Origin of the sequence: Bremerella sp. JC817 (genome assembly GCF_040718835.1) — a bacterium.
GTDB lineage: Bacteria > Planctomycetota > Planctomycetia > Pirellulales > Pirellulaceae > Bremerella.
Window position 1 is genome coordinate 768947 of sequence record NZ_JBFEFG010000274.1, and the last position, 19412, is coordinate 788358.

Genomic DNA, 19412 nt, shown 5'->3' on the forward strand with positions numbered 1-19412 from the left:
ACTTCCCTCGCGGCTCTTTTTTTGTTTCGAACAGTGACGGTTGCAATTAACCGATCAGCTTTCGCAGCTCATCCGTCAGGTCGTCCGCCTTCACGCGCCATTGTTCCAGCGTGTCGCGATGACGAATGGTGACGGTGTTGTCCTGGATGCTGTCGCCGTCGACCGTAACACAGAACGGCGTGCCTGCTTCGTCCTGACGACGATAACGACGCCCCACGGCACCCTTTTCGTCGTAGAAGACGTTCCAGTCTTTCTTCAACGTGCGGTACAAGTCCTGGGCCATTTCTGGCATGCCATCCTTCTTGACCAGCGGGAAGATCGCGGCCTTGATCGGAGCGATACGTGGATGAAGCTTCATCACCACGCGGCTCTGCATCTTGCCCTTGTCGTCCGGAGCCTCGTCTTCGGTATAGGCTTCGCAAAGGAAAGCGAGCGTGGCACGGTCGGCACCTGCGGAAGGTTCGATGACGTGCGGGATGAAACGCTCGCCGGTCAGGTCGTCGCGGTACGACAGATCTTTGCCGCTACCTCGGTGACGTGGCTTGCCATCTTCGTTCAATTCGACCGTCAGCGGGTTGGTCGCCGGATCGAGTTTGCCTTCCATGTGGCTTCGGAGGTCGAAGTCGCCACGGTGGGCAATCCCTTCCAGTTCGCCAAACTCGCCTTCTGGCAGGAATGGGAACGCGTACTCGACGTCGGCGGTGCCGCGCGAGTAATGGCTTAGCTCGTCTTGATCGTGATCGCGAAGCTGCAGTTTGCCTTCATCCAGGCCCAGATCGAGGTACCACTTGAAACGACGATCGCGCCAGTAGGTGTACCATTCGGCCGACGAATCAGGATGGCAGAAGAACTCGATTTCCATTTGCTCGAATTCACGCGAGCGGAAGGTGAAGTTACGCGGCGTGATTTCGTTGCGGAAACTTTTACCGACCTGAGCGATCCCGAAAGGAACGCGAACGCGGCTGCTATCGACGACGTTCTTGAAGTTCACGAAAATCCCCTGAGCCGTTTCTGGCCGGAGGAACGCCGAGTCGGCTTCGCCACCCAGAGCACCGATGGTGGTCTTGAACATCAGGTTGAACTCGCGTGGGGCGGTCAGCGTGCCGAGCGTCTTGGCATCGGGACCGAGGACCAGCTCGAAGTCGTCGACGGTGGTCAGAGAGACCAACGGACCATCCCATTTCAGTTCGTCGGCATTCTTGGATCGCATGCCGAAGAACTTCAGGGCCTGACGTTCGAGGTCCGCTTCTGGAGCTTCCGAGTCGGAGCCAGCAGTGGCGAAGATTTTCTTTCCCTTCGCTTCGACCCAACGACCTTGAATCTGATCGTGGCGGTAACGTCGCTTCGACTCGCGGCAGTCAACCATATAGTCGTGGAACAGGTCGTAGTGACCACTGCACTTCCAGACTTGAGGATGCATGATGATAGTGCAATCGAGCCCGGTCATTTCGTACGAACCAGGGGCCCCTGGCAACTGGGTCAGGTCGTCGTGACCGGTGACCATATCGCGCCACCAGGCATCTTTGATGTTCCGCTTCAGCTCGACACCGAGTGGGCCGTAGTCCCAAAAACCGTTGATGCCCCCATAGATTTCGGAAGACTGAAACATGAAGCCTCGTCGCTTGCACAACGAGACGAGCTTTTCCATTTCCATGGCGTCGATTTCTTTGAAATGGGTGTTTGGCGTAAGTCTTTTAGCGATAAACCCCTTAGTTTACCGCACCCCTACCTTTCGCGTCTACGTGGGTCGGACGGGCAATTTGGTCGAACCGGGCGGGAAACTGGTTTAGAATCTGGACGGTTACCACTGGAAAGAGGTTCGCCGAGTCCTTGATGCCCCCAGAAATCCCCAATCCGTTCCAGCCACCTTCGATCGAAGCCTGCGCACAGCAGCCGCGGCTCGACGTCTTTCAGACCTACCAAGGAGGCCCTACTCCGACGCTAGCTTCGATCGAACCGATCCCGTCTCCCTTCCGCAATCACGTTCTCTCGCGATCGAGCAAGATCCTCCGAAGCGTTACTTATCTGGCGACCTTTTTGGTTCCGTTCGCGTTAACGATCGACATCCTCCTTGCCATTCCCGAGGTATTTCAAAATCCTTACATATCGCAACCGTTCTGGAGCGGGCGAATGATGTTGCTGATTAGCGTCGTGTTGATAACGCTGGGTCATTCGATTTGGTCACCGTTTCATACCCAAGATCATCAACTCGCTCGGCAGCTTCGCAAGTCACTCACCAAGCGAGATGGTGTTCCGCTTCAGAAACGTGAGATCCGCATTTGCCATGCCGTCGAGATTCTAGCCGATCGGAGCTTGTCGCCAGAGCACTCGCCCCTGCAGCATGATGTTGCGTTGCTAAAGATTTCGCCTCGATCGGAACAACTGATCCTGGAGGGAGACCGCTTCCGGTACCAGATTCCATTCCGCTCGATCACCGAACTGCAGGCCGGTTCGTTTGCTCATCGCCTGGCCCAAGTCTGGTGTATGCAGATTTCGTTTGCGACCGATCAAGGAGAGTACGCCGTGGTCTTCAGGCCGTGTGAAGACAACTCGACCATGGGGACTTCCAACAAGGCGCGACAACGAACGGTCGTGAAGCTGCTCGAGCAGTGCGAACATTGGCTGCAAGCATCGCAGGAGGAGCGTTGATGTCGAACGATCCCATCAACCCGTATCAGTCGCCACAGATCGATTCGGAAGAAGCTCCGGCACTGAAGCACGAGAATCTCTCGCAACCAACGACACCTGTCGACCAGACAATCGCCGTCGTTTCGCCGGTCGCCGAAGGGTGGGCCAATCAGGTTCTGACCCAACGAAACTTTGTTGTCGCAGTCTTCCTACGGTTCCTTGCTTCTATAACAGGCTTCCCGCTGGTGGTCTTCGCGATGATGTCCACGATGAGTTCACTGTCAACACTGCAAAATCCACAGATTTCACTTTCGACCAGCGCTTCGGCTGTCATCACTTCCATCGTTTTAGCTGTCGTCGCTTTCTTGATCATGTTCGCAATATTGGCGTTTGTGAACTTGTATGTTCCATTTACTTATGAGGATCGCTTCTTCGGCAAGAAGCTCATCAAAAACATCGGGTCGAGAACCGAGTCGTATATCGAGAGGCCCACATCGACGAGCTGTCAGCTCGTCGCCGTCATTCCAGAAGATCGCTGGACGAAACCACGCAACCGTCTTTCCGACGACATCGCCATCATGTGGATCGATCCTTACAGTTCGCAGATCTTCTTGGAAGGAGACCGCCTGCGGTATCACATTCCGATCGGTTCGTTGCTCGAGCTGAGATGCGATCACTTTTGCAAACATCTCACGCAGGTCTGGTATGTCCACCTCACATTTCGCACCGCCGATGGTCCCCTCGAACTTTTCCTCCGTCCAGGCGAGAACGGCATCTTCCTGAGCGTCTTCAATCGAACACGCCAGGCTGCTGCCGAACAGCTCTTTCACCGGATTGAATTACTGATTGCCGAGGCCAAACATCGCCAGCAGAAGAAGGCAGATTAACTTCCCACAAAATCTGCTCGAATCTGCCGGTTCGCTGCCCTAGAATCCTGGTTACCTCGTTGGCCCCCGTTAGGCATGTTCGGAGCCAGTTGCATGTCTGAACCTGAATTGAATCCGTTCGCTTCGCCTGGTTCGTTCGTCACTCCACTTCCGGAGGACGAACTTGTCCAGCCGTTGTGGCCGCTGCATGCCACCGCCGAAGCAACGATCGAAGACATTCGCGAACAAGATCGTGGCAAGATCTACAACTTCCGCCATCGCATCATGATCAATGTGATTGGGCTGACTCCGGCATTGCTGTTCTTTGGCGGCCTCGGCCTGATGGCGGTGGGGGCGTGGCAACTCCCCGAGAACCCACTGGAAGATCGGTGGGACTCTGCGTGGAGCTTGCCTCTGCTGGGTATCGGTGCCATCGGCTTAGTGGCTGGCGGGATCTTGTCGACCTTCTATCAACTGCTGCCGGAAGACCTTTACACCTATGGACGCGTGCGACGTAACTTTGCCTTGCGTCCCGAAGCGATCGTTCTGGCCCAAGACGATCATCGGTTCATCGGGATCACGCCGCGCGAGAAGTGGAAAGTCATCGAGCTCGATACAGCCAGCGACGTAGGGCTTTTGAAACTCGACAAGGCCGAGCGTTCGATTCGGATCGAAGGGGATTATCATCGCTACATTATTCCGGTTGACGCCCTGCTCGACTGTGAAGAAGAGTGTTTCTATCACCCCATCGACAAGGCGACCCAGCACTGGCTCATTCGGCTGGTCTTGAACACAAAAAGCGGCCCGGTGGAACTGCTATTCGGCATGAGCCAGATTAGTTTGGGGGAACCTCGCTGGAACAAACGCCGTCAGCAATTGGCGGCAGCTTTCGTTCAGCGTATCCTGGCTTTGCGACAAAGCTCGTAATCCGCAGCAAGACTTGCAACGATCGAAGACGCGTGCATGACGACTCCCGAATTCAATCCTTATGCTTCCCCCGAGGCGGACCAGCCTGGCAGCGACAAGCCAGAGGCCGATACCACGTTTCCGCTTCAGGCCACGGCGATCGCTCAAATTGAAGAGGTCCCAGCTCCTTACGCCGGCAAGGTTCGGACGTTGGTCAATCGATTTATGGTGGGCCTGGCGAATGTCATGATTCGTCTGCCGATCGTGGGTGCCGTCTACTTTTTGATTCGCTATGCCCCAGAGTGGATGAACCTGGGCGGGCTCGCTTCGCTGGCGTTGACCGCGATGGTGATCGGCGTCTTCACGGTCGTTTTCCTGCTGATCAATGCGTTGTGTGAAGACCGCTGGTGGGAGGTGATGATGCGGCGCCAGGTCGACCGGCGTCCTTCCCCTTGGATCGTCAGCGATACCTACCGCAGTCAATTTGTCACGTTGACTTCATCGAAACCGCAAGCGATGGCCTCGTTCCAACTTGGCACGAACGACGCCGAGATCATCGACATCGGCTTGCTGCGACTCGATCACGAGACCGGGGAAATCATTTTAGAATGTGACCTGCGACGGTATCGGATTCCGCGCGCTTCGCTGCTGGCCTGCGACGTTCGCCAGATCACGCTGCACACGCCTTGGACACCGGTCGTGCGGATTGCCTGCGAAACCCTGACCGGGCCCAGCGAGTTCTGCATTCTCGCCAGCGATACCAATCCGTGGCGGATCTTCGTTCGTCGCTATCGACGGAAGCGAGCCGAAGAGATCGCGGAAGAGATCTACTCGTTGCCCAACATTCCGGACGAACCAATACGCCCGGAAATGGCATCGTAGTCATTCGGCGACTTCGCTGCACCAAGAAACAAAAAGAGGCCTGACAACGCGCGGTCGTCAGGCCTCTTGCTTTGGTTCCGTGAGGTTACCGCAGGAAATCGTTCCATGGGCCAGTGATAGCGAACGTCACGCCTGGGGTTTGAATGTTGGCGAACAGCCACTTTCCGTCAGGGCTGAAGGTCGAGCCGGCCCATTCCTTGTCGACGAACGATCCAGTCAGACCGTTTTGCTCGCCGTTGAGCACGATGTTGTTTTCCGCGAAGTTATTCAGGCGACCATCCTTCGTCAGGGTCAGCAGACGCTGTGGTAGCGGGTCTTCCCCTTCGTAATCGTTGTCTTCGCACAAGATCAAACCACCTTGAGGGCTGACGCAAAGGTTGTCAGGCATGTTCAAAACGCGCTTGTCACGCGATTCATACAACAGCGTGACCGTTTGGTTCTGCGGATCGAACTGCCAGATCTGGCCAGCCTTCGCGGCACCGCCATCGGTCGCGTCGAAGTAGATCAAGCCGTTGCCATACCAGCAACCTTCCAGACGCGAGAAGGTCGAGCCTCCCAGCTTCTTGCCTTGCTCGAAGACCGTTTCAGGCTTGGTACCGGCAGCGGTCAGTTCGAGACGTGGGTTCGAGATCTTGTGCCAACGAACCGGGAAGCTGGCTCCGTTCTGGAAGCCACCACGGAGGTCAGGCTGGCCGACGACTTCCGCGATTTCCAACACGCCCCCTTCGGCCAACTGGCCTGGCTTGGTCGGCCGGAAGCGATAGAGACCTGACTGACGCTGATCTTCGGTCAGATAGACGTAGCCTGTCTTGCGGTCGATCGCGACGGCTTCGTGCACGAAGCGGCCCATGTCTTTGATTGGCTTGGCGGTCGCGGTTCCCTCCGCAGGAACTTCAAACACCCAGCCATGGTCCTGCTCGAAGTGAGCGATGTCGTTGCCATCGGCCGTGCTGGCGTCCGACTCTTCACAGGTCAACCAACTTCCCCATGGAGTCACACCACCGGCACAGTTGCGAACCGTGCCTGAGATCGCCCCGTACGCCGACACCCAACGTTCCCGTTCGGTATCGAAAGTGAGCTGCGTGCAGCCACCCGTTGCCGAGCGATCGAACGGTTCGCCATCTTTGAAATTGAAAGCGGGGCCTGGGTTGCTCATTTCGTGGTTGCGAGTCAGCAACAGTTGGCTGCCTGACTTGGCAATCACGCCCATGCCATCGTGGGCCGGAGGCGTTGGCTGGCCATCCGACATTTCGTCGCCAGTCCATCCGTAAGAGATGTAGCGAAAGCCTTCCGGCAACTTCAAGAGCGGCAGTCCGGTTGCTTCGTCCTTGGTAGGAATCAGCGGGAACGACTGCTTCGCCATTTCCCCCAACGCCACACGTTCCCCCAGCGTCGACAAAGCACTGCCGACGGCAAATGCCCCAAACGCGGAAAAGGTATCGCTGAGGAACTCACGACGCGACTTCGACTCGGCCATGGAAGGGATCTTCTTAAGATTGGGTAAGGACGAAATTGGGAAAGACGCAACTTTACCGAAGAAGCCCCCGAACCCACAAGAAGCTTCATTATTTCTTAATATTTCGCTCGCATATCAAGAGACCGGCATGCTCGCCTTGAGCCCCAGGATGGCTACCACCAACATCCCCAGGAAAAACAAACGCATGCCTGTCACAGGTTCTCCCATTCCGGTCATCCCATAGATGGCAGTTCCGGCGGCGCCGATCCCTACCCAAACCGCGTAGGCCGTTCCCATCGGTAGATCGCGAACCGCGACCGAGAGCAGGTACATGCTGGCCACCAAAGCGACCGCCGTGATACAGCTCGGCCAGAATCGGGTAAAGCCTTCGGAGTACTTAAGCCCTGCTGCCCAAACCACTTCCAGAAGTCCGGCAAGAAACAAAATCCACCACGCCATTGAATCGGTATCCATCAACAAGAGACCACACGAAGTAAAAAAACGTCGTGCGTCGTCTTGTCTTAACCGGGTACGGCGCGTCTCGTCCGGGGCCAGCGAGGCCAATCAATCAAAGATAGTTTAGCTTAGTAGTTAGGCGTCGGCGGTCGGTACGCCGAGAGGTTGATCGACTTGAACCAGTCGATAGTTTTCTGAAGCCCTTCTTCTAACTCAACTTGCGGTTCCCAGTCTAGGTGCTTGCGGGCAAGCGTAATGTCGGGTTGCCGCTGTTTTGGGTCGTCGGCCGGCAGATCGGTATAGATGATCTCCGATTTCGACCCAGTCATTTTAACCACAAGCTCCGCCAATTGCTTGATGGTGAACTCCTTCGGGTTTCCGATGTTGATCGGACCGACCTGATCCGAGCCCATCAACCGAATGATCCCTTCGACCAGGTCGTCGCGGAAGCAGAACGACCGGGTTTGCGAACCTTCGCCATAGATGGTGATCGGTTCGCCGGTGAAGGCCTGGCGGATGAAATTGGAAATTACGCGGCCATCGTAAGGATGCATCCGAGGACCATACGTATTGAAGATACGTACGATCCGGACCGGCACCTTGTTCATCCGGTGATAGTCCATGCACAGCGTCTCGGCGGCTCGCTTGCCTTCGTCGTAGCAAGCACGGATACCGAGCGTGTTGACGCTACCTCGGTAGGTCTCTGGCTGTGGATGAACTTCCGGATCGCCGTAGATCTCGCTCGTCGAAGCAAACAAGTAACGAGCCCGGCAACGTTTGGCCATGCCCAACAAGTTGATCGACCCCATGACCGACGTTTTCATCGTCTTAATGGGATTGAACTGGTAATGCCCAGGCGCTGCGGGGCAAGCCATGTTGTAGATCTCGTCCACTTCCAGCCACAGCGGGTGGATAATGTCGTGACGGATGATCTCGAAATTGGGCTCGTTCAACAGGTGAATGATGTTCGACTTCTGGCTCGTGAAGAAGTTGTCGACGCAGATCACATCGTGCCCCTGGGCAACCAACCTCTCACAGATGTGCGAGCCAAGAAAGCCAGCTCCGCCAGCCACCAAAATACGTTTGATCTGAGCCATTTCCTACGAGCCCTTCCGAGGTGCAAAGCATAATTCAGGTGGTTAGTTCGAGCCTGAATCAACCGGACGACGTCCTACCGAGAAGTACGTGAATCCGTGCTTCTCCAAGGTTGCCAGATCGAACAAGTTGCGGCCATCGAAGACCGTTGGCGTCTTCATCTTACCTTTCAGCTTTTTGAAGTCAGGCGTGCGGTATTCATTCCATTCGGTATTAATCGCCAGGCAATCAGCACCATCCACCGCTTCCATTTCGCTCTTGCAATAGGCCGAGATCTTATCTCCGTACATTTCCTTCACGTTATCCATCGCTTCCGGATCGTGAACGCGAATCTTAGCTCCCTTTTCGACCAAGAAGTTTAACAGTTCCAGCGCCGGCGCCTCGCGAATATCGTCGGTCTTCGGCTTGAAGGCCAGCCCCCAAACGCCAAACGTCTTGCCGGCGACTTCGCCACCATAGAAGGCATCGATCTTGCGGACCAGCGAAGCTCGCTGATGGACGTTCACTTCGTCGACCGCTCGCATGATCAAAGGATTGAGTTCCAACGAGTCGGCCAGCGAAGCCAATGCCCGAACGTCCTTCGGGAAGCAGCTTCCGCCGTAACCGAGGCCAGGGAAGAGGAACTGGAAACCGATTCGCTGATCGTGCCCCATGCCGATACGGACATCGTTGATATCGGCCCCGACCTTTTCGCTCAGGTTGGCGATTTCGTTGATGAAGCTGATCTTCGTCGCCAGCAGTGCGTTGGCAGCGTACTTGGTCAGTTCGGAGCTTTCAGGGCTCATGAACAGAATCGGCTTGCCGGTCCGCAGCAGTGGTGCGTGCAGCGTATTTAACAGTGCCTCGGCTTCTCGATTGCGGACGCCGCATACGACGCGGTCTGGGTACATGAAGTCCGAAATAGCCGAACCCTCTTTGAGGAATTCGGGGTTGCTGGCGACGTTCACTTCGCGGCCGCACAGCTTGTTCAGCATGTCGTAGACCTTGCCGTTGGTACCGACCGGAACGGTACTCTTTACCACCACCAGGGCGTCTTCTCGCAGCAGCGGGGCGATTCCTTCAACCACCTTCCAGACGGCGGAAAGATCAGCGGCTCCGCTATCGGACTGAGGAGTACCGACGGCGATGTAGATTACGTCGGCGTCAGGAATCGCCTCGGCAGCATTGGTGGTGAAGTTCAGGCGACCTTCTTCGTGATTTCTTAGAACCAGTTCCGAAAGACCGGGCTCGTAGATCGGAATGATCCCCTGCTTCAAGCCTTCGACTTTCGCCTGATTCACGTCGATGCACGTAACTTCATTTCCCAGATCGGAAAAACAGGTTCCTGTGACCAGTCCAACGTAACCTGTACCAATGACTGCTAGCTTCATCTAAATCTTCCTAGGCGGAAATCGACCAATACGGTAATCGGGATAGTTTACCTGCACTTCCTAATTGAAAACAGGTGAACCAGTTGCCGCTCGGCGTCCCTTGAGGGGTGTTTCTCTCCCGTTGAAGCAGGAAAATGTTTTTTTAACCTGCTAGAGTGTTAGAAAATCAATAACAGGTGTGCCTGTGACCGGGCAACCTCTTCCGCTCTTCATCCCATCTCCCCCATTCCCACATCATGTATCGAATTATCTTTTGGTCGGTTACTGCCTCATTGGCTGGCTTTTTGTTTGGTTTCGACACTGTCGTGATCTCGGGTGCCGAGAAGACCATCCAGTCGCTTTGGGGGCTGCAAGACTTCTATCACGGGCTGGCATTGAGTGCCGCGTTGTGGGGTACCGTGCTGGGGTCGATGCTGGGATTCTGGCCGACCGATCGGTTCGGCCGAAAGAAAACACTGCTTTCGGTCGGCGTGCTGTACTTGGTTTCGGCAATCTGGTCTGCGCTGGCCAACGATCCGATCTCGTTCATGATCGCGCGTTGGATCGGTGGCGTGGGAGTCGGAATCTCGACCGTGGCGGCCCCGCTCTATATCTCCGAGATTTCGCCACCCAACAACCGTGGCAAGCTGGCTGGCATGTTCCAGTTCAATATTGTCTTCGGGATTCTCATAGCGTTCCTGTCGAATGCCCTGATCGCTCGCTGGTTCGCCGCCTCCCAGGTCGAACTGCAAGACGACGTCGCGTGGCGCTGGATGCTGGGCGTCGAGGCAATTCCCGCGCTGATCTATTCGTTTTTCTGCTTTGGCCTGCCCGAAAGTCCTCGCTGGTTGATTGCCCGCAAGGGGGATCGTGAAGCGGGCATTGCTGTTCTGAAACAAATCGTCCCAGACGGTTCGCCCGGCAAGGTGGAAGCATTGGCTGACGAAATCGAGATCGGAGCCCAGCAAACAGTTGCTTCAGGCAGCATCTGGCAAGGCAAGCTTAAGGTCCCTCTGATGCTGGCGTTTCTGATCGCGTTCTTTAACCAACTGTCCGGTATCAACGCGGTGCTTTACTTCGCTCCGCGGATTTTCGAGATGACCGGTCTCGGAGAGGAGGCGGCTCTGCTTCGGTCGGTCGGAATCGGAGTGACGAACCTGATCTTCACGTTCGTCGGCCTCGCCCTGATCGATCGCCTGGGGCGAAAGACTTTGATCGTCATCGGTTCGCTCGGCTACATCGGTTCGCTTGGCCTGTGCTCGTTGGCTTTCGCAACCGAGAACTACTCGGTCGTGCCTCCGTGCATCTTCGCTTTCATCGCGGCCCATGCCGTCGGTCAGGGTGCTGTGATCTGGGTGTTCATCTCCGAGATCTTCCCGAACCGTTATCGCGCCGGTGGTCAGGCCGTAGGCAGTTTTACCCACTGGTTCTTTGCGGCCGCTTTGACACTCTGCTTCCCGACGATGGTCGCCGTAATGCCGGCCAGTGCTGTATTCGCGATCTTCTGCGGCATGATGATCCTGCAGTTAATCTGGGCGATTGTCTTCATGCCGGAAACGAAAGGCGTTCCTCTGGAAGAAATCGAACGCCAGCTCGGTGTTCACGAATAGTCTTCGTGCCCGGCACATTTGACACGCTCAAAAAGACGTTCCATCCGCTGCAGATGGACGTCTGGCGGAGCGTCGCTGCCATGATTCGGCAGCACGCCAGCCGGCTTCAACCCCAAAGCTTTGCCGATACTACGGACGTTTTCTGCAGAGTCGTTGTTGAAGATCTCGAGCGGCAGCCGGCCCCCTGCCCGATAGCTGACGAACAGATCGGCCGTGAACAGCAGCCGTTCTTTCTCCAGCAGGAAGCCCATATGCCCCTGGGTGTGACCGGGTAAGTGAACGGCTTTGATCCCGGAGAGAATCTCGATCCGATCGCCATCATCCAACCAGCGATCCGGCTGGAATCTCTGGTACCCCAACGCGAAACGGCCGGTCGCTTCCAGCCAGCCGGTTACCCGTGAATTCCCTTCGTAATGCGGCTTCCCTGCGTAATGCGGTGCATCGAGCCTCGTCGCGGCGATCCATGCACCGGTCGTCTTCGCCAGATAGGCGACATTGAAGATGTGGTCGAGGTGACCATGCGTGACCAGAATGCCTCGGATCGGCAGATCGTTCCAGCCATGCTGCCGCAGCGTGTTCTGCAGGATTCGCACGCCTCCGACGAAACCACCGTCGATCACGTACAGACCTTCCTCGTCTCGCAGAACATAAAAGTTCAACGCCGGCGTGCGGACTTGCAAGATTCCAGGATGAACAACTTGCATCGAAAAACTCATTTACGAAGCTACTCGGATCTATCCTTCAACATAAATCCCTTGGCCCCGCTCGGTAAGGAGCCTGAAATCAAGTTATCACCTCCCCCTTCTCTGCGGTTACCTGCGTGACACATTAATCAGTCATTGCCGCTGGAAGCTACCTTGGAAACATCAACCGATCTTCGACCAATCGTTATCGCCGGTGGCAGTGGCTTTCTGGGAATCTCGCTGGCCAATCATCTCGCCCGACTAGGCCAACCGGTCGTTATCTTGTCACGCAACGTACCTCGCATTGACGGCAACTGGACGCATGTGTCTTGGGATGGACGTAAACCGGGGCCGTGGAGCCATTGCTTGGAAGGAGCGGCCGGTGTCGTGAATCTCGCCGGCCGGACGGTCGACTGCATCAAGACGCCTGCCCATCAAGATGAAATATTGCGGTCGCGAATCGAATCGACACGGTCACTTGGCCAAGCCATGCGAACACTCTCCGCACCTCCACCGGTCTGGGTTCAAATGGGAACGGCTCATATCTATGGCGATCCGGCTGTCAGTCGCTGCGATGAAAGCTCGGCATTTGGAATCGGCTTTGCCCCGATGGTTGGACAGGCCTGGGAAGCAGAATTCGCTTCGGCCAAATTGCCTGATCAGCGCGGCATTGTCTTGCGAACCAGCTTCGTCATTGGCAAAGACCGCGGTGTCGGCGGCGGTGCCTTGGCTCGTTTGGCAATGCTGACTCGCTGGGGTCTCGGCGGCAAGATCGGCTCGGGCCACCAAGGCATCAGTTGGATTCACGAAGCCGACATGAACCGCTTATTCGAGAAAGCTCTCACCGATCCCTCGATGAGCGGAGCCTATATCGCCTCTTCGCCCAATCCGGTCCCTCAGGTCGAATTCATGCGAGGGCTGCGTGAAGCAGTGCGTATGCCCATCGGCCTGCCTGCGTTCCGGTGGATGGTCCAGATCGGTACCCCTTGGCTGTTGAATACGGATCCAGAACTAGCACTGCTTGGTCGCTACGTTATTCCGCAGCGACTGCTGAACGATGGCTTCTCGTTTCAATTTCCGGAAGTGAAGTCTGCCTTGGCGGACTTACTGGCGTAGACGCGGCGGAAGCTACTGAACTTCCACCCACTTGATGATGCGGATCCCTTTCTCTTCATGTCCTGACGCCAGAGCCAGGATTTCCGCCGGACATAAAGCACGCGTAAACACCCGCACGTCATCAACGCGACCATCCAGGTAGTCGCCAGTTGGGGCATAAACGCCTTCGCCGATTTTGAAGCTGTAGCTACTCGTTCCGTATGAAGTGGTGCTGCGACTTGACGAAGCCACTGGAAGTCCATTTACATAGGCGACAATTTCGGTGCCATTGCCAACCGCTGCCACATGTATCCACTGCCCAGCCTTAAGCGTTCCGCCAACATAGAAGAAGCCACCATTCGCTGTCCACAAATGAACTTGCCCGGTCCTTCCCCGAATGCCAAATTCGATCACGTCGTTCTGGCCGAAGAACGATTGATTGGCATTCAATGTGTCGAGGTAAATCCAGCCAGCTATCGTGAATTGCGGTAATGAATTCAACAGGCTCTTGTTGCTGGTAATGTATTGCGTCGAGCCATCCAGTTCGACCGCGGTCCCCAGGGTGGAACTGTCCGGTCCAGGTGTTCCCAGCGTCGGTGCCCCGTAGTAGGTGGCATCGTTATTCGCAGCGGTCGAATCGTAGGCAATCGAGCCGCTCGTTTCATCCAGTTCGTAGTGCGCCGCCACACCAGCCAACTGCAGGACTTCCGACTCGAGGATCTTGCGATTGTAGAGTCGAAAATCACGCATCGTTCCTTGCCAGTATTCGGTCGAACCGGTTCGTGTGCCAAACGACAGGATGCCTCCGGCCTGGGTGCTCAGATCAACACTCGAAACGCCACTCTTATGAAGTTCGCCATCGATATAGATCGCATAGGTGTCATCGGCGTTGTCGTAGCTGGCGACAAAGTGATACGCTTTCATCGTTTCATCGAGAGGCTCGGTCGTGAAGAAGCCGCCATCGATTCCGTTGCCGCTGACGTCGCAGTAAACCACGCCGTCGGCTGCCTGACGGATCTCGTAGTTGTCGCCGATCCCCCACAGCCGCTGATTGCTGGCGTAGGGCGCCTCGCTGATGAACCAGAAGGCAATCGAACCTTGCTCGGGCGGAGTCACGCTCGACGTTGTCGTTGCCACCGCGCCAGAACCATTGAAGGCCAGAGCGACGTTCCCTGCACAATCGGTCGTCCAGGTTGCTCCGCTTATGTTGGCGTGGTTCTTGAACGCCGAACTATCGTTGGCGACGCTACCACTTCCTTCGTTGAACTTCCAATGTCCGATCAATCCATATAGTTCCGCGACTTGCGTCTCGGAAAGCTGGTAGTTGTAGATTCTCAGATCATCGATCGTCCCGTCAAAGCGATCCGCGGTGCCGGTGCGTGTCCCGAGCGACAGATAATTGCCGGAAGGGTCGTTCAACCCGACGGAGCCCGAGCGATGAAGCTTGCCGTTCACGTAAATCGTGAATGTATCGCCGATCGAATCGTAGATCGCGACAATATGATACCACTGATTAATCGCGTTAAGTGCCGTGGTAGTTTCAAACGAACCTGAGGTATTGTTCGCCCCGAGATCGAAGGCGACGATGCCGCTCGGTTCGATCCGTATTTCCCAGTCGTCCCCGGTTCCGAGGATCCGTTCGGTGCTGGTCACCGCGTCGTCACGTTTCATCCAGAAGGCGACGCTGCCCTGGGCAGGTGGATCGAAAGCGGCACTTGAACGCACGTCGTTTCCACCACTAAAGTCGAGTGCCCCATTCCGCGGCCCGGTTATCCAGGTCGGTGTTCCGGTCTGGAAGCTACCGTGACGATTCGCACCTGACGCATCGTAGATCGTCCCACCGGTACCTTCGTCGAGTCTCCAATGCAGCAGCGTTTGATCGGCGGTCGCTCGGGCAAAGTTCAGCGCCTCTTGAACGATATAAAGACCGTTACTGTTGAGCGAACTCCACTGAAACGGTTCGCCACCGAAAGGCATTCGCACACGCCGCCCGGCCGCGGTCGAATTACCCGAAATGTTGTTGGCTAACTGGGCTCCCTTTTCGAGGGAAACAATGGTCACTTTGCCGGTGTTACTAGTCGTGCGGGCAACGATCTGCGCACCGGGAGCGAGATTGCCTTCCATCTGCGTCAGTTGCTGTGCGGCGCCGGTGATACTTATGTTTTGATTGGCACCCAGCACCCAGATCGAACTGCCGGAACGTTCCGAACCAACGGCGTCTGAAAAGCCAAAGTCGTCGTCGAGGAAGTTTTCTTCGTTGATCACGCCCACCGAGGTTGTCCGAAGCTTGGTCCCCAGATCGGCGCTGTTAACTTCTTCGGAAATGTAAACGACTTGAGCCCCAAGTGTTGCCGAGTCGATTGCGGCCTGAGAGCTACCTGCCCAGATGGTCGAGACCGCGTAGCCCCATGATTGAAACGAAGATCGTCGTGCTGACTCTTCCCCAGTCAGCGATCCATTGTTGGCGGTCACCAACAAGATGGTGTCGGCCTGAACGATCGGCGCAGCCAAGCTTCCCACTGCCAACAGCAGCATAAGCAGGAGCAGCCGAAACCGGTTCAAGAACGACATTGAAACCTTTGAAGAATTCTCGCGAAAAAGGATCCACCCCGACTTGGGCTCTCAAAGATAGGTCAACCTAAATAGGTTTCAAATCGACAGAACCGGCAAAAGCCGCATAAGACGACGCCAAACGGGCGATGCAATGGCACTTTTTAACTCGATGGTGCCACGAAGAAAGACTCGGCCGGAACGGGGGGCGGGCATTGACACTCTAACATTCACTTGATTATCAATGCGAAGATCTCGTGAAGACAACCACCACACTCCTTTGCCTGAGAAACCTGCTCATGCTACGCGTTCTTGCGTGCGTTGCACTAACCTGCCTGCTGCCGCTTGCCGGATGCGGGCTGGGAAGTTCGTCGACGAACAACCGGATCACTGTGACTGGCTCTAGCACGATCGCTCCGCTGTTAACCGAAATTGCCCGTCGTTATGAAGAGGCACACCCTGGCGTTCGTATTGATGTGCAAACCGGAGGAACGGGCAAAGGGATCGCCGATGTCCGCCAAGGCGTTGCCGAGATTGGTATGGCAAGCCGTGAACTTAAATCAGACGAGTCCGACCTGACCGTACATCCCTTGGCTGCCGATGGCGTAGGAATGATCCTTCACGCAGAGAACCCGATTGCCGAGCTCAGCGATTCGCAGATCATCGCCATCTATCGCGATGAAGTGAACAACTGGAAGGATCTAGATGGGCCAGACCTTCCGATTCAGGTCGTCCACAAAGCAGAAGGCAGGGCAACCCTGGAAGTTTTCCAAAAGTACTTCAAAATCGAAAACACCGCAGTCAAACCGGACGTGATCGTGGGACACAACGAGCAAGGCATCAAAACAGTTGCCGGTGCCCCTGGTGCCATCGGTTATGTCTCGATCGGCACCGCCGAAGCCGATATTCAGGCCGGCCTCCCGATTCGCTTGCTCCCCCTGGCTGGTGTTGTTGCTTCGACCGCTACGGTCGCGGATGGCACGTTTCCGATGAGTCGTCCTTTGCACTTGGTCACGAAGGGAGAAATCGATCCGGTCACGGCTGACTTCATTGCGTTCGCCCAGTCGGATCAGGTTCACGATCTTATCACGGAGCAGTACTTTGTCCCGCTCGCTCGCTGATCGCTGCCTGCGATGGGGAACCGCCGCCGCGGCCATGCTGTCGGGATCGATCGTGCTGCTGGTGATTGTTTTCTTGTGGAAAGAATCGTGGCCGGCGCTGAATGAACTGGGGTTGGTTCGCTTCTTCATCGATGCCAGTTGGCATCCCCTTTCCGATCGCTTCGGCCTGGTGCCGATGATCGCCGCAACCTTGGCGACAACGCTCGGCGCGGTGGTTGTCGCCACGCCGCTTGGCATTGGCTCGGCGATCTTCACACAGTTCTATGCACCGCCGAGGCTGGCACGCTGGTATCGACGTCTGATTGAACTGTTGGCGGGGATTCCCTCGGTGGTGTATGGCCTGTGGGGGCTGGTTGTGCTGGTGCCGATCATGTCACACCTCGGCGGAACAGGCCAAGGCCTACTGACCGCAATTTGCGTTCTAGCACTGATGATCTTGCCGACTATCTCGTTAACGGCCGATGTCGCGTTAGGCAGCGTGCCATCGAGTTGGCTGCAAGGGGCCGCCGCGTCGGGGCTACCTCCTTGGACGATCGCCACCCAGGTCGCTTTGCCCGCGGCACGCAGTGCCATCGCTGCCGGAGTGATGCTGGCCACGGCCCGGGCAATCGGCGAGACGATGGCGGTGTTGATGGTGGCTGGCAACGTCGTCGAAATGCCGACCTCCCTGACCGGGCCGGTACGAACCTTAACGGCGAACATCGCCAGCGAAATGGGCTACGCTTCGTCGAGTCATCGCGCTGTGCTATTTGTGAGTGGCCTGCTGCTGATGGTTGCCGCAGCAGGGATCGTGCTTCTCGCGGAATGGCTGCGAGGTGACCGCCATGAATAATCACCGCTGGAAAGAATGCATCCCCACTGCCGCCATGTGGAGCATCGCGATTCTGATTACGGCTCTTTTAGCATGGATCTTGTGCGACATTGCCTGGCGTGGCTTCTCGCATGTCAGTTGGGAGTTTCTGACCAGTGAACCGCGCGATGCTGGTCGGCAAGGTGGGATCGCACCGATGATCGTTTCGACGCTGCTGATCCTTTGCGTTTCGCTTTCGATTGCGTTTCCACTTTCTTTGGGTACCGCAATCTGGCTGGTCGAGCAGACACGGCAAACATCGCTCGGTGGGCGAGCTATACGCATGAGCCTCGACGCTTTAGCCGCGGTTCCTTCGATTGTGTTTGGTCTGTTCGGCAATGCCTTCTTTTGTGTCTTGCTGGGCATGGAGTACTCGATCTTGAGCGGTGGCCTCACGCTGGCTTGTATGTTGTTGCCGATTTTGACTCGCGTGACCGAAGAAGCTCTCCGTTCGGTTCCGACCGAATTTCAGCATGCGTCCGCGGCAGCTGGTTTAACGAAGACGACGACACTGCTTCACATCACGCTGCCGACCGCTGGCCCCGCGATTGCGGCCGGAGCGGTTCTCGGCATTGGTCGCGCCCTGGCAGAAACCGCGGCCTTGATCTTCACCGCCGGCTATGTCACACGGATGCCTGGCTCGGTGTGGGATTCCGGTAGATCGCTGAGTGTTCACATCTACGACATGGCGATGAACGTCCCCGGCGGAAACTCCCAGGCCTACGCCACGGCCCTGGTCCTGATTGTGATGTTGTTGATCGTGAACATGACCGTGGTTAGCTTGATTCGCTTGGGATCGAATCGGATCAGTGGGAGGAATGCAAGATGATTCGCACCGAATCGCTGAGTGTTCATTACGGCAAAACGACAGCCGTCCGAGAGGTATCGCTCCAGGTTCCGGACGGCCATGTCACGGCGATCGTGGGTCCGTCAGGTTGCGGGAAGAGTAGTTTCTTGCTGACTTTGAACCGGATGATCGATTTGATCCCAGACGCGACCACGACCGGCCGAATATTGATTGGCGGCCAGGACATTTATCAGCCTGGCTTGGACACCGCTCAGCTTCGGCGGCGAGTCGGCGGGATCGCTCAAAAGCCGAATCCATTTCCGTTGTCGATCCGGAAGAACATTCACCTTGTCCTGAAAGCCCAACAGAACCGAACCAGGGCCGAGTTGGACGAGATCACCGAAACGGCTCTACAAGATGTCGGACTTTGGGACGAGGTCAAAGATCGGCTCGACCGCCCTGCCCTGCAGCTATCAGGCGGCCAGCAGCAGCGGCTGTGCATTGCCCGCGCGTTGGCCTTAAAGCCTGCCTATCTTCTGATGGACGAGCCCTGCAGTGCCTTGGACCCGATCGCTTCGGCCAAGGTCGAAGGCCTGATCGAGGACCTGCGACGACGGTATACCATCGTGATTGTGACCCATAACCTGGCTCAGGCCCGGCGATTGGCAGACGATGTCGCCGTTTTCTGGGTTCAGGACGGATCGGGGCAAATGATCGAGTTTGGGACCAGTGAAAAGGTCTTTTCCACCCCGGACAATCCCACCTCGGCCGCCTATTTGAGTGGAATTCAGGGATAAACTGCGGGAAAACACGCCTATCCGACCGGGCCTGCGTCGAGTAAGATATAGGCCAACAAGGTGTGAGACTTAACGGCAGATTAGGCCGTTCAAGTTCATTCGATTCGATATTAGCGGTCACCTGGACCGAGACGCCCATCAGACTGGCAGTCTCATTTGCTTATCCCAGGTTGCTCGTTCTCTCGACCGCGACTGATCCTCTTGCCCCTTACGGCCACTCCCACGCACACGTGATTTGCGTGACGATTTCCCTGCTATCGGAAGCAGGCTTGCTGGCCGAC

17 protein-coding genes and 1 riboswitch are annotated in these 19412 nt (G+C 56.4%); of the genes, 10 read left to right on the plus strand and 7 right to left on the minus strand.

The features are described 5' to 3' along the window. Positions 1 to 46 precede the first annotated feature (46 nt). Complete coding sequence (locus tag AB1L30_RS17320; RefSeq protein ID WP_367014816.1) at positions 47 to 1648, minus strand: glycine--tRNA ligase; 1602 nt, start codon at positions 1646 to 1648, stop codon at positions 47 to 49. A gap of 185 nt (positions 1649 to 1833) precedes the next feature. Here AB1L30_RS17320 and AB1L30_RS17325 point away from each other — a divergent pair, with 185 nt between their 5' ends. From AB1L30_RS17325 to AB1L30_RS17340, 4 genes are all read left to right on the plus strand, one after another. Continuing rightward, a complete protein-coding gene (locus tag AB1L30_RS17325; protein WP_367014660.1) occupies positions 1834 to 2649 on the plus strand; it encodes a hypothetical protein in 816 nt (271 codons plus the stop codon). Continuing rightward, complete coding sequence (locus AB1L30_RS17330) at positions 2649 to 3515, plus strand: hypothetical protein (RefSeq protein WP_367014661.1); 867 nt, start codon at positions 2649 to 2651, stop codon at positions 3513 to 3515. The genes AB1L30_RS17325 and AB1L30_RS17330 overlap by 1 nt, the downstream gene beginning before the upstream one ends. Before the next feature lie 93 nt (positions 3516 to 3608). Beyond that, complete coding sequence (locus tag AB1L30_RS17335) at positions 3609 to 4421, plus strand: hypothetical protein (protein WP_367014662.1); 813 nt, start codon at positions 3609 to 3611, stop codon at positions 4419 to 4421. A gap of 36 nt (positions 4422 to 4457) precedes the next feature. Further along, entirely contained in the window at positions 4458 to 5282 is an 825-nt protein-coding gene (locus tag AB1L30_RS17340; RefSeq protein WP_367014663.1) for a hypothetical protein, read from the plus strand. An 85-nt stretch (positions 5283 to 5367) separates the two neighbouring features. On the opposite strand, the gene AB1L30_RS17345 is transcribed toward AB1L30_RS17340, so the two are convergent. From AB1L30_RS17345 to AB1L30_RS17360, 4 genes are all read right to left on the minus strand, one after another. After that, positions 5368 to 6759, minus strand: coding sequence for an alkaline phosphatase PhoX (locus AB1L30_RS17345; protein ID WP_367014664.1), 1392 nt, complete (start codon positions 6757 to 6759; stop codon positions 5368 to 5370). Between the two features lie 114 nt (positions 6760 to 6873). Further along, on the minus strand, positions 6874 to 7197 hold the full coding sequence (locus AB1L30_RS17350) for a multidrug efflux SMR transporter (protein WP_367014665.1): 324 nt from the start codon (positions 7195 to 7197) through the stop codon (positions 6874 to 6876). A 46-nt stretch (positions 7198 to 7243) separates the two neighbouring features. After that, positions 7244 to 7305: riboswitch (guanidine-III (ykkC-III) riboswitch) on the minus strand. Between the two features lie 17 nt (positions 7306 to 7322). Continuing rightward, positions 7323 to 8291 (minus strand): UDP-glucuronic acid decarboxylase family protein, encoded by a 969-nt coding sequence (locus tag AB1L30_RS17355; RefSeq protein WP_367014666.1) that lies wholly within the window; start codon positions 8289 to 8291, stop codon positions 7323 to 7325. A gap of 42 nt (positions 8292 to 8333) precedes the next feature. Beyond that, complete coding sequence (locus tag AB1L30_RS17360) at positions 8334 to 9659, minus strand: UDP-glucose/GDP-mannose dehydrogenase family protein (protein WP_367014667.1); 1326 nt, start codon at positions 9657 to 9659, stop codon at positions 8334 to 8336. Between the two features lie 236 nt (positions 9660 to 9895). On the opposite strand from AB1L30_RS17360, the gene AB1L30_RS17365 reads away from it, so the two are divergent. After that, entirely contained in the window at positions 9896 to 11248 is a 1353-nt protein-coding gene (locus AB1L30_RS17365) for a sugar porter family MFS transporter (RefSeq protein ID WP_367014668.1), read from the plus strand. Here AB1L30_RS17365 and AB1L30_RS17370 read toward each other — a convergent pair. Next, on the minus strand, positions 11239 to 11952 hold the full coding sequence (locus tag AB1L30_RS17370) for an MBL fold metallo-hydrolase (protein ID WP_367014669.1): 714 nt from the start codon (positions 11950 to 11952) through the stop codon (positions 11239 to 11241). The genes AB1L30_RS17365 and AB1L30_RS17370 overlap by 10 nt on opposite strands. Before the next feature lie 153 nt (positions 11953 to 12105). On the opposite strand from AB1L30_RS17370, the gene AB1L30_RS17375 reads away from it, so the two are divergent. Next, the gene (locus AB1L30_RS17375) at positions 12106 to 13047 is read left to right on the plus strand and encodes a DUF1731 domain-containing protein (RefSeq protein WP_367014670.1); all 942 of its coding nucleotides are present in this window, start codon (positions 12106 to 12108) and stop codon (positions 13045 to 13047) included. A gap of 12 nt (positions 13048 to 13059) precedes the next feature. On the opposite strand, the gene AB1L30_RS17380 is transcribed toward AB1L30_RS17375, so the two are convergent. Next, complete coding sequence (locus AB1L30_RS17380; RefSeq protein ID WP_367014671.1) at positions 13060 to 15597, minus strand: LamG domain-containing protein; 2538 nt, start codon at positions 15595 to 15597, stop codon at positions 13060 to 13062. A 278-nt stretch (positions 15598 to 15875) separates the two neighbouring features. Here AB1L30_RS17380 and AB1L30_RS17385 point away from each other — a divergent pair, with 278 nt between their 5' ends. Genes AB1L30_RS17385 through AB1L30_RS17400 form a run of 4 tightly spaced genes read left to right on the plus strand, consistent with a single transcriptional unit; the run spans position 15876 to position 19131 of the window. Then, the gene (locus AB1L30_RS17385) at positions 15876 to 16697 is read left to right on the plus strand and encodes a phosphate ABC transporter substrate-binding protein (protein ID WP_367014672.1); all 822 of its coding nucleotides are present in this window, start codon (positions 15876 to 15878) and stop codon (positions 16695 to 16697) included. Continuing rightward, positions 16678 to 17529: a phosphate ABC transporter permease subunit PstC gene (gene pstC, locus AB1L30_RS17390; RefSeq protein ID WP_367014673.1), complete on the plus strand. Its 852-nt coding sequence runs from the start codon at positions 16678 to 16680 to the stop codon at positions 17527 to 17529. The genes AB1L30_RS17385 and pstC overlap by 20 nt, the downstream gene beginning before the upstream one ends. Further along, positions 17522 to 18376: a phosphate ABC transporter permease PstA gene (gene pstA / locus AB1L30_RS17395; protein ID WP_367014674.1), complete on the plus strand. Its 855-nt coding sequence runs from the start codon at positions 17522 to 17524 to the stop codon at positions 18374 to 18376. The genes pstC and pstA overlap by 8 nt, the downstream gene beginning before the upstream one ends. Next, positions 18373 to 19131: a phosphate ABC transporter ATP-binding protein gene (locus AB1L30_RS17400; protein ID WP_367014675.1), complete on the plus strand. Its 759-nt coding sequence runs from the start codon at positions 18373 to 18375 to the stop codon at positions 19129 to 19131. The genes pstA and AB1L30_RS17400 overlap by 4 nt, the downstream gene beginning before the upstream one ends. Positions 19132 to 19412 lie beyond the last annotated feature (281 nt).